Source organism: Aeromonas sp. MR19 (assembly GCF_963899305.1).
GTDB lineage: Bacteria > Pseudomonadota > Gammaproteobacteria > Enterobacterales > Aeromonadaceae > Aeromonas > Aeromonas bestiarum.
This window is the reverse complement of record NZ_CAWQWZ010000007.1, coordinates 72,144-86,002: the sequence shown is the minus strand read 5'-3', so window position 1 is coordinate 86,002 and position 13,859 is coordinate 72,144. Positions and strand designations below refer to the sequence as shown.

At 60.5% G+C, this 13,859-nt stretch carries 15 protein-coding genes; 8 read left to right on the top strand and 7 right to left on the bottom strand.

Annotated elements, in window-relative coordinates; genetic code table 11:
- The first annotated feature begins 42 nt into the window (after positions 1–42).
- Entirely contained in the window at positions 43–1,647 is a 1,605-nt protein-coding gene (locus AACQ95_RS04385) for a peptide ABC transporter substrate-binding protein (protein WP_043554523.1), read from the top strand.
- Between the two features lie 115 nt (positions 1,648–1,762).
- Entirely contained in the window at positions 1,763–2,062 is a 300-nt protein-coding gene (locus AACQ95_RS04380) for a hypothetical protein (protein ID WP_098982304.1), read from the top strand.
- A 69-nt stretch (positions 2,063–2,131) separates the two neighbouring features.
- On the opposite strand, the gene AACQ95_RS04375 is transcribed toward AACQ95_RS04380, so the two are convergent.
- The 5 genes from AACQ95_RS04375 to AACQ95_RS04355 form a co-directional block, all read right to left on the bottom strand.
- Positions 2,132–2,551 carry a DUF4426 domain-containing protein gene (locus tag AACQ95_RS04375; RefSeq protein ID WP_043142382.1) on the bottom strand — a complete coding sequence of 140 codons (420 nt, stop codon included), beginning with the start codon at positions 2,549–2,551 and terminating at the stop codon, positions 2,132–2,134.
- A gap of 18 nt (positions 2,552–2,569) precedes the next feature.
- Positions 2,570–2,869 (bottom strand): DUF167 family protein YggU, encoded by a 300-nt coding sequence (gene yggU / locus AACQ95_RS04370; RefSeq protein WP_103472544.1) that lies wholly within the window; start codon positions 2,867–2,869, stop codon positions 2,570–2,572.
- Positions 2,869–3,420 carry a YggT family protein gene (locus AACQ95_RS04365; protein ID WP_043142388.1) on the bottom strand — a complete coding sequence of 184 codons (552 nt, stop codon included), beginning with the start codon at positions 3,418–3,420 and terminating at the stop codon, positions 2,869–2,871. Before AACQ95_RS04365 ends, yggU begins: the two co-directional genes overlap by 1 nt.
- A 28-nt stretch (positions 3,421–3,448) precedes the next feature.
- Positions 3,449–4,273 (bottom strand): pyrroline-5-carboxylate reductase, encoded by an 825-nt coding sequence (gene proC, locus AACQ95_RS04360; protein WP_241280717.1) that lies wholly within the window; start codon positions 4,271–4,273, stop codon positions 3,449–3,451.
- 90 nt (positions 4,274–4,363) lie between these two features.
- The gene (locus AACQ95_RS04355) at positions 4,364–5,065 is read right to left on the bottom strand and encodes a YggS family pyridoxal phosphate-dependent enzyme (RefSeq protein ID WP_043142394.1); all 702 of its coding nucleotides are present in this window, start codon (positions 5,063–5,065) and stop codon (positions 4,364–4,366) included.
- 39 nt (positions 5,066–5,104) lie between these two features.
- Here AACQ95_RS04355 and tapT point away from each other — a divergent pair, with 39 nt between their 5' ends.
- From tapT to yaaA, 3 genes are read left to right on the top strand one after another with little or no spacing between them, the layout of a single operon-like run.
- Positions 5,105–6,139 carry a type IVa pilus ATPase TapT gene (gene tapT, locus AACQ95_RS04350; RefSeq protein ID WP_005320466.1) on the top strand — a complete coding sequence of 345 codons (1,035 nt, stop codon included), beginning with the start codon at positions 5,105–5,107 and terminating at the stop codon, positions 6,137–6,139.
- Between the two features lie 28 nt (positions 6,140–6,167).
- Positions 6,168–7,277: a type IVa pilus ATPase TapU gene (gene tapU, locus AACQ95_RS04345; RefSeq protein ID WP_103472547.1), complete on the top strand. Its 1,110-nt coding sequence runs from the start codon at positions 6,168–6,170 to the stop codon at positions 7,275–7,277.
- 31 nt (positions 7,278–7,308) lie between these two features.
- Positions 7,309–8,082, top strand: coding sequence for a peroxide stress protein YaaA (yaaA, locus tag AACQ95_RS04340; protein WP_241280716.1), 774 nt, complete (start codon positions 7,309–7,311; stop codon positions 8,080–8,082).
- Between the two features lie 190 nt (positions 8,083–8,272).
- Here the strand turns inward: yaaA and srmB are convergent, their stop codons facing one another.
- Positions 8,273–9,496, bottom strand: a complete 1,224-nt coding sequence (gene srmB / locus AACQ95_RS04335; protein ID WP_098982293.1) for an ATP-dependent RNA helicase SrmB — start codon at positions 9,494–9,496, stop codon at positions 8,273–8,275.
- A gap of 128 nt (positions 9,497–9,624) precedes the next feature.
- Here srmB and AACQ95_RS04330 point away from each other — a divergent pair, with 128 nt between their 5' ends.
- The 3 genes from AACQ95_RS04330 to brnQ (AACQ95_RS04320) all read left to right on the top strand — a co-directional run bounded on the left by AACQ95_RS04330 (position 9,625) and on the right by brnQ (AACQ95_RS04320) (position 13,557).
- Entirely contained in the window at positions 9,625–10,335 is a 711-nt protein-coding gene (locus AACQ95_RS04330) for a tRNA1(Val) (adenine(37)-N6)-methyltransferase (RefSeq protein ID WP_241280715.1), read from the top strand.
- A 191-nt stretch (positions 10,336–10,526) separates the two neighbouring features.
- Positions 10,527–11,834, top strand: coding sequence for a branched-chain amino acid transport system II carrier protein (brnQ, locus tag AACQ95_RS04325; protein WP_277604565.1), 1,308 nt, complete (start codon positions 10,527–10,529; stop codon positions 11,832–11,834).
- Between the two features lie 445 nt (positions 11,835–12,279).
- Positions 12,280–13,557 (top strand): branched-chain amino acid transport system II carrier protein, encoded by a 1,278-nt coding sequence (brnQ, locus tag AACQ95_RS04320; RefSeq protein WP_241280713.1) that lies wholly within the window; start codon positions 12,280–12,282, stop codon positions 13,555–13,557.
- 71 nt (positions 13,558–13,628) lie between these two features.
- Here brnQ (AACQ95_RS04320) and AACQ95_RS04315 read toward each other — a convergent pair whose 3' ends face one another.
- Positions 13,629–13,859, bottom strand: a complete 231-nt coding sequence (locus AACQ95_RS04315; protein WP_241280711.1) for a hypothetical protein — start codon at positions 13,857–13,859, stop codon at positions 13,629–13,631.

The following is a 13,859-nucleotide window of genomic DNA, read 5'->3' as shown; positions in this document are numbered from 1 at the left end:
GCCGAGTTTTCTCCCCGCTTCACACTATTTGAAGGATCAACCATGAAAGGATGGAGTCCCTTGCTGGCCCTGCTGGGCTGTGCCTGTGTCCAGGCCGCCGATGTTCCGCCCGGCACTCAACTCGCTGCCGAACAGGCCGTCGTACGTCATCTGAAAGATGAACCGGCGAGCCTGAGCCCGCTCAAACTGGTCGGCCTGCCCGAGTTGCAGGTATTGCGGGATCTCTACGAGGGGTTGCTGACCCAGGGGCCGGACGGCAAGGTGCTGCCTGGCGTCGCCGCCAGCTGGGACAACAAGGACAATCAGCAGTTTACCTTCCATCTGCGACCGGATGCGCGCTGGTCCAACGGTGACAAGGTCAAGGCCGCCGACTTCGTCTACGGCTGGCGCAAACTGGTTGATCCGAAAGAGGCCGCGACCTTCGCCTGGTTTGCCCAGCTGGCCCGCTTCGACAAGGTGGACGAGATAGTGGCCGGCAAGCTGGCCCCCAGCGAGCTTGGGGTCAAGGCGCTCGACGAGCACACGCTGCAGGTGACCCTCTCCCAGCCCGTGCCCTATTTCCTGAGCCTGCTGACCCACCCCAGCCTGTCACCGCTGCATCAGGCCAGCATGGAGCAATATGGCAACCAGTGGACCCAGCCCGGCAAGCTGGTCGGCAACGGCGCCTTCGTGCTGAGCCACCGGGTGGTGAACGAGAAGCTGGAGCTGACCCCCAACCCCTATTACTGGGATCGCGCCCATACTGTGCTGACCAAGGTCACCTTCGTGCCCATCAACCAGGAAACCGCCGCCACCAACCGCTACCTGGCCGGGGATCTGCACATCACAGAGTCTTTCCCCAAGGAGCAGTATCACAAGCTGATGCAGCAGATCCCGGGTGAGGTCCATACCCCGGATCAACTCGGCACCTATTACTACGCCTTCAACACCCAACAGCCGCCGCTGAACGACGTGCGGGTGCGCAAGGCGCTCTCCTACACCATCGACCGCGGCCTCATCGCCGCCAAGGTGCTGGGTACGGGCGAGAAACCGGCCTATCACTTCACCCCGGACGTGGTGGCCGGTTTCGAGCCCAAGGCCAACCTGCTCTCCAGCAGCAGCCAGCAGGCGCTGGATGAGAAGGCCAAGGCGCTGCTCAAGGAGGCCGGTTACGGCCCGGGCAAGCCACTCAAGCTGACCCTGCTCTACAACACGGCGGAAATTCACAAGAAGATGGCGCTGGCCATCGCCAACCTCTGGAAGCAGAAACTGGGCGCCCAGGTCGAGCTCACCAATCAGGAGTGGAAAACCTATCTCGACAGCCGCCAGAGCGGCCAGTTCGAGGTGATCCGCTCCTCCTGGGTGGCCGATTACAACGACCCCTCCGCCTTCCTCGGTCTGTGGGGCTCCCACCACAGCGGCAACATGGCCCGCTTCGCCAACGCCGGCTACGATGCCCTGCTGACCAAGGCGGCCAGCAGCCAGGATCCCCGCGAGCGGGCCCGGCTGTTCGATCAGGCCGAAACCATATTGCAGGATGAGGCGCCGATCGCCCCCATCTATCAATACACCAACGCCCGGCTGATCAAGCCCTGGCTCAAGGGCTACCCCATCAACAACCCGGAAGACGTGGCCTACAGCCGCCAGCTCTACCTCATCAAGCACTGATCCTGCCTGGGGCCGGCCATGCCGGCCCCCACCATTCCCCTCTGTTCATGCTCATGTTTTCGGCCTAAAATGCCGCCCTTTCACCCTGTCCCCACCCTATCGTCGTCGGTTTGTTATGCGCTATGTATTGATGATCGCCCTGTTGATGACACTGCCCGCCCAGGCGGCCAGCGAGGCGCAGTGCCGTCAGGCATTCACAGACTGGATGCTGGCCCAGCAAAAACAGTTCAGCGATCGCAAGGCGAGCAAGATGGAACGGCGCAGCGCCGAGCGGGCCATCGATCAGGTGCGCGACGAGTTTGCCAGGCAGGAGAGCTTCTGCCAGGCCATGGAGTGGGTGGAGCACAACCAGGATCAGGATCCGCGCTTCACCCCGCGTTCGGGCGAGATCCACGACTTCGCCCCGGCCAGCTGACGCCCCCCCATGAAAAAAGCCCCGAACCTGAGTTCGGGGCTTCTTCATTCGGCAAGCAGGGCAACAGCCTCAGTCGACGTAGAAGGTCTGCTGGAAGGTGAGCGTCTGTTGCTGCCCCTCCCCCATGATCTTCAGGGTGAACTGGTAGGTATCCTCGTTGCGATAGGGCAGCACCGCCAGATAGTAGATGGCGTCCCCCTCCCTGACCTCCTGGAAGGTCAGGGTACGCAGGGTGCCGGTGAGGTTCTTGGCCTCGCCCGTGATACCCACCGCCTGCGCCACGCCCTGCTTGTTCTGTACGGCGATATTGATGATGCCGTTGTAGCGACTGCGCTCCAGGCCATAGGCCTTGGCCACGTCCGGGGTGAGGAAGCTGGAGTTGAAGGCGCTGTAGTGCACCTGCCAGGGGCCCAGCTCCTTCATCTGTTCCGCCCGCAGCGGCAAGGTCATCAGCAGTGCCAGCAGGCAGCTTATCCAGGCTGTTTTCATGGTGTCATCCTTCTCGTGTTAACCCTGAGTCTCCAGCAGGGCACTGATCTCGGCAGGGATCTGCCTGGGCGCCTCGATGGCAACCGTCTTGTGCCGCCCCAGCTCCCCGCGCACTATGCGAACCTGCCCCTTGGCTACCTTGAACTGCTTGGCCAGATACTTGATCAAGTGGCTGTTGGCCTGGCCATCCACCGGCGGCGCCGTGATGGCCACTTTCACTTCCTCACCGTGCAGTCCGACGATCTGATCCCGGCTCGCCTTGGGCTGGATCATCAGGTGCAATATCAGCTCATCCCCTTCCAGCAGGACGGCTGGCATCAAATCATCCACCACAGCTGGCCGAACAGATCACCCAACAGATAGTTTATGGCCTGCAACCCGATAAAGGCGACCAGCACGGAGAGATCCAGCCCGCCCAGTGCCGGCAGGATGCGACGAATGGGGGCAAGGAAGGGCTCGGTCAGCTGGTGCATCACGTATTCGATGGGATTGCGACCCTGGCTGACCCAGCTCAGAATGGCGCGAACCAGCAGCACCCAGAAGATCATGGAGCCGGCTTTCTTCAGCACGGTCAGGGCGGCAAACAGGCTGAGGGTGAGCCAGTCGGCCAGCAGCACGTTCATGCTCTTGAGCAGCGCCAGCTTGGCGAAGGCGATGATCAGCGCCAGCAGCACCGAAGCCATGTCCAGCCCGCCGAAGCCCGGAATGACCCGGCGCAGCGGTATCACCAGCGGATTGGTCACCTTGACCACCATCTGGCTCATGGGGTTGTAGAAGTCGGCGCGGGCCCACTGCAACCAGACGCGCAGCAGCACCACCATGAGGTAGATATCAAAAATCGTGTTAATCAGAAAATAAGCTGTGTTCATCTGAGCTCCAGCGGTAAGAGAAGAGTGTTCAGAAAAGAGTTTCCATCTCGGCGGCCCGTGCGACGGCCGCCTGCATGGCGTGAGCGGTCAGCGGCATCAGCCCCTGCGCCTGGAATGTCTTGATGGCCTCGGCGGTCGTGCCTCCCTTGCTGGTCACCTGCTCGCGCAGGGTTTGCAGCGACAAATCGGGATTTTGCTCCACCATGGCTGCGGCGCCAAGGGCGGTCTGCTGCACCAGCAGGCGCGCCTGCTCGGGCGAGAAGCCCATGGCCTGCGCCTCCTCGGCTATCGCCTGCATGAACAGGAAGAAGTAAGCCGGGGCACTGCCCGCCGCGGCGATGACGCCGTTGATGCCAGACTCATGCGCCACCCAGAGGGTCTTGCCCACGGCCTGCATCATCTGCTCGGCGAAGTCGCGATCGGCCTGCTCGACCCCGGGGGGGGCATAGAGGCCTGTCATGCCCAATCCCAGCAAGGAGGGGGTGTTGGGCATGGTGCGGATGATGCGAGCGTGACCGCCCGCCATCTCGCCAAGGCGTGCCACCTTGATGCCGGCGGCGATGGAGATGAGCAGCTTGCCCGCCAGCGACCCCAGCTCATCGACCAGTGCGCTCAGCATGTCGGCCATCAACTGGGGCTTGACCGCCAGCACTATGACGTCAGCCTCGCGGGCCGCCTCGGCATTATGCTGGGTGATGCGGATGCCGTAGTCGCTCGCCAGCGCGTCCAGTTTGGGACGGCTGGGATTGGCGGCTATGATACGCTCGGCCGGATAACCCGCCTGGATCAGGCCGGCAATGATACTGCGGCTCATGTTGCCTGCGCCGATAAAGGCGAGGATTCTCTGCTGCATCAAACACTCCTGTTGCTGAAATAGCTGCTGATACCGGCACGGCCTGCGCCGATGAAGGCGAGGGTTCCATATTGCATCAGGTGGTCTTGCTTATGAATAGTCACGGGCACCGAAGATGGCGGTACCGACCCGCACCATGGTGCTGCCATGGGTGATCGCCAGCTCAAGATCCTCTGTCATGCCCATCGAGAGGGTATCGACACTCGGGTATTGTCGCGCAAGCTCGGTGAACAGAGTCTGCATGCGCACCATCTGGGCGGCCAATACCGCCTCGTCACTGGTATGTTCCGGGATGGCCATCAGCCCCCGCAATACCAGCCGTTCGCTGCGGGAGACCAGCTCGGCCAGCCGGAAAATCTCTTGCTCCGACGTTCCGGATTTGCTGCTCTCTCCGCTAATATTGATTTGCAGACAGACATTTAGCGGCGCCAACCCGGCAGGACGCTGGTTGTTGAGGCGCTCGATCAGCTTGTCTCTGTCCACGCTCTGTACCCAGTCGAACCGTTCGGCCACCAGCCTGGACTTGTTCGATTGCAGCGGGCCGATAAAGTGCCACTCTATGTCTGCACAGAGGGCCCGCTCGCGCAGTGTATCTATCTTGGTGGCCGCTTCCTGGGCATAGGACTCACCGAAGCGGCGCTGGCCAGCGGCATAGGCCTCGCAAATGGCCTCAAGTGGCTTGGTTTTACTGACCGCAAGCAGGTGGATGTGATCGACACAACGACCCGACTGGCTCGCGGCTTGTACAATACGCTCCTTTACCTGAAGCAGGTGCTGGGCAATCTGGCTCATATTTCGTTAGTGATCTTGTGATGGGAGAATGACAAATCTATGGATATCACAGAGTTATTGGCTTTCAGTGTAAAGCATAAAGCCTCGGATCTACACCTCTCGGCCGGGGTTCCCCCGATGATCCGGGTTGATGGCGAGGTTCGCAAGATCAATTTGCCCGCCCTGGAACACAGGGAAGTGCATGCCCTCATTTACGACATCATGAACGACCACCAGCGCAAGGAGCTGGAGGAAAACTTCGAGGTCGATTTCTCGTTCGAGGTGCCCAACCTGGCCCGCTTCCGGGTCAACGCCTTCCAACAATCGCGCGGTTCGGGCGCCGTGTTCCGTACCATCCCCAGCACTGTGCTGAGTCTGGAGGATCTCGATGCCCCCGAGATCTTTCGCAAGATCTCCGAATACCCCCGCGGCCTGGTGCTGGTGACAGGGCCGACCGGCTCGGGCAAATCGACCACCTTGGCGGCCATGGTCAACTACATCAACGAGAACTTCCACCACCACATACTCACCATCGAAGATCCCATCGAATTCGTGCACGAGAACAAGCGCTGTCTGGTGAACCAGCGGGAAGTACACAGGGATACCAAGAGCTTCAGCAACGCCCTGCGCTCGGCACTGCGGGAAGACCCGGACATCATACTGGTGGGGGAGATGCGCGATCTCGAGACCATACGCCTGGCCATGACGGCGGCCGAGACGGGTCACCTGGTGTTTGGTACCCTGCACACCTCGTCGGCGGCCAAGACCATAGACCGTATCATCGACGTCTTCCCCGGCGCGGAAAAAGACATGGTGCGATCCATGCTCTCCGAATCCCTGCGCGCCGTCATCTCTCAGACTCTGCTCAAGCGGATCGGCGGTGGCCGGGTGGCGGCGCACGAGATCATGATGGGCATACCCGCGGTGCGCAACCTCATCCGGGAAGACAAGATCGCCCAGCTCTACTCGGTGATCCAGACCGGGATGACCCACGGCATGCAGACCATGGATCAGAGCCTCAAGCAGCTGGTCAGCCGTGGCGTGGTGGCCTCCCTGGATGCCAAGGCCAAGGCGGTCGACCCCAATAGCGTTTAAGCACAACGAATCTAAGGAAGGAGTCGTTATGAGTCTGGATGCCCTGTTGACCGAACTGGTCGCACGCAAAGGTTCGGATCTGTTCATCACGGTCGGCACGCCCCCCACCCTCAAGGTGAACGGCCATCTGCAGTCCCTGGGGGGAGAGCCGCTCGACAAGAAGAGTGCCCTGACCCTGGTCAAGGAGACATTAAGCCAGGATCACTTCGAGCGTTACATCCGCACCAAGGAAGCCAACTACGCCATCCACCGCGAGGAGCTTGGCCGGTTTCGGGTCAGCGCCTTCTGGCAGCAGGATCTGCCGGGCATGGTGCTGCGCCGTATCGAGACCCGGATCCCGACCTTCGACGAGCTGACCCTGCCCCCCATCTTGCAGGAGGTGGCCATGGCCAAGCGCGGGCTTGTGCTGTTCGTCGGCGCCACAGGTGCGGGCAAGTCCACCACCCAGGCCGCCATGATAGGGTTTCGCAACCAGCACGCCGATGGCCATATCCTGACGGTGGAAGATCCTGTGGAGTTCGTGCACCAGCACGGCCGCAGCCTGATCACCCAGCGGGAGGTGGGGATAGACACGGAGTCGTTCGACGTGGCGCTGAAGAGCTCGTTGCGCCAGGCGCCGGACGTGATCCTCATCGGCGAAATCCGCAGCCAGGAGACCATGGAGTTTGCGCTGCAATTTGCCGAGACGGGTCACCTCTGTCTCGCCACCCTGCACGCCAACAATGCCAACCAGGCGCTGGATCGCATCCTCCACCTGGTACCGCAGGAGAAACACCGCCAGTTCCTGTTCGATCTCTCATTCAACCTGCGCGCCATCGTGGCCCAGCAATTGCTGCCGAGCGTGGACGGTCGCCGCCGTTTTGCGGCCTTCGAAGTGCTGCTCAACACCCCGCTCATCACCGACATCATCCGCAAGGGGGAGATGCACCGGCTCAAGGAGGTGATGACCAAGTCCACCGAGCTCGGCATGCAGACCTTCGATCAGGCGCTGTTCACCCTGTTCTGTGCCGGCCAAATTGGCTACAGTGAGGCCCTTGCCCATGCCGACTCGGCCAACGACCTGCGACTGCTGATCAAGCTGTCTGGCCGTGAACAGCTGGGTGCAGGCACACTCGACAACGTCACCCTGGATGAATGAGGGGCGTGTGTCACCGCTATAAAGGATCGTTATGCTGATTGTGGTTTCCCCGGCAAAGACGCTGGATTACGAGTCGCCTCTGGTGAGCTCCCGTTTCACCCAACCCGAATTGCTGGATCATTCGGCCGAGCTGATCACCCGGGCCCGCCAGCTGACGCCGGATCAGATCGCCAGCCTGATGAAGATCAGCGACAAGCTGGCCGGTCTCAACGCCGCCCGCTTCGCCCAGTGGCAACCCGACCTCCATCCAGGCAACGCCCGTCAGGCACTGCTGGCCTTCAAGGGGGATGTCTACACGGGTCTGGCGGTGGAGGATTTCAGCGAAGCGGACCTCGACTTCGCCCAAGGGCACCTGCGCATGCTATCCGGCCTCTACGGCGTGCTGCGCCCGCTCGATCTCATGATGCCGTATCGGCTGGAGATGGGGATCCGGCTCGATAACGCGCGTGGCAAGGATCTCTATCAGTTCTGGGGGGACATCATCACGGAGCGGCTCAACCAGGCGCTGGCGGCGCAGGGGGATGAGGTGCTGATCAACCTGGCCTCCGACGAGTATTTCAAGTCGGTACGACCCAAGCGCCTGCAAGGGCGGATCGTCACCCCAGTGTTCAAGGACGAGAAGAACGGCCAGTTCAAGATCATCAGCTTCTACGCCAAGAAGGCGCGCGGCATGATGGCCCGTCACATCATCAAGCACCGGCTGACCGAGGTGGAACAATTGACCGGCTTCAACGTCGATGGTTACTACTTCGTGCCAGAAGAGTCTGATACTCAGACCCTGATGTTTAAACGCGCCGAAAATTAATTACAGAAAGAGGGAACCAAATTCAGGATCCCCGGGTCTGAATACGTGAATCCTCTGTTGTAAGCACTTTTTATCAGCCGACGTCTATGCGTCGGCTTTTTTCTGCGCGCGATCCGCGAACACAGCCACATTCACCGCAGGCAGCAAGCAAAACGGCCATCCGAGGATGGCCGTTGCAGCAGGCATGAGCTTATTTCTTTTTCTTCTTGGCGCTCTTCTTCTTGCCATCCTTCGGCTTTTTCTTCTTCACCGGTACCCGCGCCTCTTTGTGCTTGGGACGCAGTTCGTCGATCACCCGACGCTTGAGACGCTCCTCGGTGTAACGCTCTATCTTGGCGACCATGCCCATGTCGTGGGCCTCCACCAGGCTTATGGCGCAGCCACGGTTGCCGGCGCGGCCGGTCCGACCGATACGGTGCACATAGACGTCTGTGCCATAAGGCATGTCGTAGTTGATGACATGGCTGACGTTGGGCAGATCGATGCCACGGGCGGCGACGTCGGTGGCGATGAGGAAGGGCACTTCTCCCGCATGGAACTTGCGGATCGATTCGATGCGCTTGCTCTGCTCCATCTCGCCCCGGATCCAGGCGCAGGAGACGCCGGCCGCCTGCAACTGGCCGGAAAGCTCAGCCAGCCGTTCACGGGTTCTGACGAAGACGATGGCCTTCTGGGTTTCCGGATCCTTGAGGATATGCACCAGCAGGGCCAGCTTGTGGGCGGCGTCATCGGCCAGATGCACCCACTGGGTGATGGGGCGACGCTCGCTGCGGGGCGGTTCGGCATGCAGCTCCACCGGCTCGTTGAGGATCTCGTTGGCAAACTTCTCGAGACCGGCCCCTTCCAGGGTGGCGGAGAACAGCATGGTGTGCTTGCGATAGCGCGCCTCGGCCACGATACGGTTCACGTCCTTGATAAAGCCCATGTCCAGCATGCGATCCGCTTCATCCAGCACCAGCACCTCGATGTCGTGGCTCTCGAACTCCTCTTTCTCTATGTACTCGAGCAGACGACCCGGGGTCGCCACCACTATGTCGGTGGTCTTGGTCAGGGCTGGCAGCTGCTCGTCGTGGCTGACGCCGCCGATGATGGTCTCGATGCTGAGGTTGGTGTGCACCGCCAGCGCCTTGGCGTGGGCGGTGACCTGCAGGGCCAGTTCGCGGGTCGGGGTCAGGATCAGCATGCGGCACGGGCCCGGCTTGCGGCGCGGGAAGTCCAGCAGATGTTGCAGGGCGGGCAGCAGGAAGGCAGCCGTCTTGCCGGTGCCGGTCGGAGCGGATGCCAGAATATCGCGGCCGTCCAGGGCTGGCTCCAGCACCATCTGCTGGATGGTGGTGGGGCGGGTGAATCCCATCTCGGCCAAGGCCCGGTTGAGGGCTGGATTCAGGTCGAAATCATCAAAGGACTGGCTCATGGCAATACTCGGTCATTAAGGAAACGGCAGATTATAGGCGATTATGTCGTCGGCTCCTATGGTGACTGTGGCTTAGTCGCTATAATCGCCGACCATTTTCTGTGTAGCCGGCATATGGTGGGGGTCAGATGGGACGAAATAGTGGTTTTACCTTCAAGCAGTTTCATGTCGAGCACGACCGCTGCGCCATGAAGGTGGGCACCGACGGCATACTGCTGGGCGCCTGGGCTCCGGTTGTCGACGCCCGCCGGGTGCTGGACATTGGCACAGGTAGCGGCCTGATCGCCCTGATGCTGGCCCAGCGCAGCCATGCCGACTGCCTCATCGACGGGGTGGAACTGGATATGGGGGCAGCGACGCAGGCGCGCGAGAACGCAGCGGCCTCCCCCTGGGCCTCACGGGTCAACATAGTGGAAAACGCCATCCAGGATTATCAGGCCCCTCCCTATGATCTCATCGTCTCCAACCCGCCCTATTTCGTGGCAGGCCAGTCATTCAGCGATCCGGCCAGGGCGCTGGCCCGCCATACGGGGGCACTCGGCAGCCGGGATCTGCTGGCTGCGTGCCACCGTTTGCTGAGCGCCACCGGACAGGTAGCCCTGGTGCTGCCGACCGCCATGGCCGATGAAATTTTAGGCATCTCGGCGGATTATGATCTGCATGGCGTTTGTTATACAGCTGTTATCACCAGGGCAGGTAAAGAGGCAAATCGTGTTTTATTGCTACTTGGCAGAGGATTAAGCAGGTGTGAGCAGGATGAGATTGTGATCCATTCTGCTGATGGAGACTATTCCAACAGATACATCCAACTGACCCACCCCTTCTATTTGAAGATGTAAATTTCGTCTTGAACTATTTTTTCACGCCATTATGCTGACTCTTAAACGAGCGCCCGCTCCAGACCAGCTAAAACCACTGGTTGCGATGAAAAAACAAGCGGGGCTCCTTTTTTTTACCCCGGCACAACACTGGTCACTGACCAATAAAAAACTATAACAAGCAATAGTTTACAAGACAGACGAGGTTGAACTTGACGAAATCACTCACATTATCCGATGTACTCGGATTGGGCTTCATGACCTTTGCCTTCTATCTGGGCGCCGGCAACATCATTTTCCCGCCGCTGGCCGGCTACATGGCTGGCGAGCACCTTTCCCTGGCCATGCTGGGCTTCCTGGTGACCGCCGTGGGCCTGCCCCTCATCACAATCCTCGCCGTCGCCAAGGCGGGCAACGGCTGGGCCGGCATGACCAAACTGCTGCCTGCCGGACTGGCAACCGCACTGGCGGTCGCCATCTACATCATCATAGGCCCGGCCTTCGCTGCTCCCCGAACCGGTCTGGTGGCCTACGAGATGGGCCTCAAGCCCTTCATTGGCGACATGGGTCAGGCCGGTCTGGCTGCCTACACAGTGATCTTCTTCGGGGTCGCCGTACTGGTCTCCATGAACCAGGGCAAGCTGATGGATGCCATCGGCAAGTACCTGACCCCGGTGTTGATGCTGCTGCTGCTGACCCTGGCCGTGGGTGTGTTCATCGCGCCGCAAGGTACAATGCCGGCTGCGTCCGGTGACTATCAGAACGGCCCCTTCGTGAAAGGGATCCTGGAAGGCTACAACACCATGGACACCCTGGCGTCCCTGATGTTTGGCGCCCTGATCGTCGATCTGCTGCGTCAGAAAGGCATTCACGACTATAAGAGCCAGTTCAAGTATCTGGCCATCGCCGGCGTCATCTCCGCCATCGGCCTGTCCGTGGTCTATGTCTCCCTATTCCAGCTGGGCAACACGGCTGCCGGCGTCGCCACCGACGTCAGCAATGGCGGTGCCATCGTCAACGCCTACGTGCTGAGCCTGTTCGGCCAGCCGGGTCAGTTCATTCTGGCGGCCATCATCACCCTGGCCTGCTTCACCACAGCCGTGGGCCTCATCTCCGCCTGCTCCGACTTCTTCCACAACCTCACGGGTGTGGCTTACAAGAAGCTGGTGCTGCTGCTGGGTGCCATCTGCGCCGTGGTCGCCAACGTGGGTCTGAGCCAGCTGATCAGCCTCTCCATCCCTGTGCTGGTTGCCATCTATCCGGTCGCCGTAGCCCTGGTGCTGGTCACCTTCCTGAAGGGTTACTTCGGTCGTCCGCGCCTAGTGTTCCGCTCCGTGCTGCTGGTCGCCTTCCTGTTCGGTTGCCTGGACGGCCTGGGCGCCGCCGGCATGAAGATGGATGCCTTCGCCTTCCTGCCGCTGTTTGACAAGGGCCTCGCCTGGTTGCTGCCGACCCTGCTGGCCTGTGGCCTTGGCGTTGTGATGCGTTCCAGCGAGAAGCTGGCTGCCGAAGCCGCCTGATCCCGCTTCGCTATGCCTTCTGAAGAGCCTGCCTTGTGCAGGCTCTTTGTTTTTATGACGTTTGTCGCGACAAGCGGGGTTGTGTTGATCCTCTCCATCTGGCGATACAGCCAGAGTCACGAGCTTGCCTAAGAGTGCAGCCGGACAGGGTTCTGACCTTCCATATCACCATTGCCGCCAGCCGACCGGCATCAAACACCAAAATAAAGAATTGTTTCAAAATATTAATCTGACATTGGCCAATCGAATTAGTTTGTTATGCTATTGATGGGCCATTTATTGCTGCATTTGAGGAAACGGTTCCGTTGGATCATTCCCATGGCAGCAAACAGGCCCGGAATCTGCCCAGTCGCAGGTGAAAACAAGAGACAAAAAATAGACATGGCAGATGAGGTTAGGTTTGACGAAATCACTTAAGTTGTCCGACATATTCGGATTGGGTTTTATGACGTTTGCCTTCTATCTGGGGGCAGGCAATATCATTTTTCCACCGCTGGCCGGCTTTATGGCCGGTGAGCATCTGCTGGCAGCCATGGCAGGTTTCCTGCTGACGGCGGTGGGCCTGCCCCTGCTCACCCTGATTGCCGTGGCAAAGAGCTGCGCCGGGCAAGGTAGCGGTGGCTGGACGGCGATGACCCGCTATCTGCCCGCAGGTACGGCCACGGCGCTGGCCATCGCCATCTATATCATCATGGGACCGGCCTTCGCCATTCCCCGCACCGGCCTGGTCGCCTACGAGATGGGACTCAAACCCTGGCTGGGTGCAGCCGGTCAGAGCGGCTTGCTGCTCTACACCTTGCCCTTCTTTGCCTTGGTGAGCCTGATAGCGCTGGATCGGGGCAAGCTGCTCGATGCCATCGGCAAATATCTGACCCCGGCACTGATGGTGATGCTGCTGATCCTCGCACTCGGCGTATTCATTGCACCACAGGGCGGCATGCCGGAAGCCAGCGGCGAATATGTCGACACCCCCCTCATCAGAGGCATGCTGGAGGGGTACAACACCATGGATACCCTGGCGTCCCTGATGTTCGGCACCCTCATCATCGGCCTGTTGCGCCAGAAAGGGGTCGAGGATTATCCGAGCCAGTTCAAGTACCTGACCATCGCCGGCCTGATCTCGGCGGCGGGCCTGTCGGCGGTCTACATCTCGCTCTTTCACCTCGGCAACAGTGCCGCCGGCGTGGCCGGCGATATCAGCAATGGCGGTGCCATCGTCAACGCCTATGTGTTGAGCCTGTTTGGCCTGCCAGGCCAGTTCATCCTGGCAGCCATCATTACCCTGGCCTGCTTTACCAGCGCGGTCGGCTTGCTGTGCGCCGGGGCCGACTATTTCCACGGGCTGACCGGCTGGGCATACCGCAAGTGGGTGCTGCTGCTGGGCAGCTTGTGTGCGCTAGTGGCCAACGTGGGTCTGAGCCAGCTCATCAGCCTCTCCATTCCGGTGCTGGTTGCCATCTATCCGGTCGCCGTGGCACTGGTGCTGGTCACCTTCCTGAAGGGTTGCTTCGGTCGCCCTCGTCTGGTGTTCCGCTCCGTGCTGCTGGTCGCCTTCCTGTTCGGTTGCCTGGATGGCCTGGGCGCCGCCGGCATGAAGATGGATGCCTTCGCCTTCCTGCCGCTGTTTGACAAGGGCCTCGCCTGGTTGCTGCCGACCCTGCTGGCCTGTGGCCTTGGCATGGTGACGCGTTCCAGCGAGAAGCTGGCTGCCGAAGCCGCCTGACCACTCTCAGACCAATAAAAAAGAGGCCAGCATATGCTGGCCTCTTTCATTTTCTGATTTTGTCGTCGACTTCACAGCAGGGGCTCTACCGGTTTGGGCCTGCCTTCCAGGCCATACCAGTGGGTCTCGACCCGACCGGCGTGCCACTGGAAAGTGCCCCAGGGCCTGTCTGTCTGCCAGCGTGGAAAACTCACCACCACCTTGTTGTCGTTGTACTTGTAGAGCGAGGTGTTGATCTGGATATCAGACAGGATGAGCAGCAGGGCCCAGCCGATGAAGAACCACTTCAGCGCTTTCCACAT